Annotated in this window: 1 protein-coding gene; it reads left to right on the forward strand. The window is 47.8% G+C overall.

Going from position 1 to position 255, the window contains the following annotated elements; translation table 11 throughout:
• On the forward strand, window positions 1-255 hold a 255-nt coding region (locus tag MO387_RS21030; protein WP_242326523.1), incomplete at both ends, for a transposase.

The following is a 255-nucleotide window of genomic DNA, read 5'->3' on the forward strand; positions in this document are numbered from 1 at the left end:
TACCCCAGCGAAGACATCGTCGACTTATATGCCCATCGATGGGAAATCGAACTGGGCTACAGAGAGATGAAACAACATCTGTTGGAGAGCCGTTTTACGCTACGCAGTCAACTACCGGAGCTGGTGATTCAAGAGCTGTGGGGCGTGCTACTGGCCTATAATCTCATTAGATATAAGATGTTGCTGATGGCTAAAAGCTTGCCATCGGTCCATCCTAATCAACTGAGTTTTAGGGATGCGGCGAGTTATATCACC

Source organism: Shewanella sp. N2AIL, assembly GCF_022690845.1.
In the GTDB taxonomy this organism is placed as follows: Bacteria; Pseudomonadota; Gammaproteobacteria; order Enterobacterales; family Shewanellaceae; genus Shewanella; species Shewanella baltica.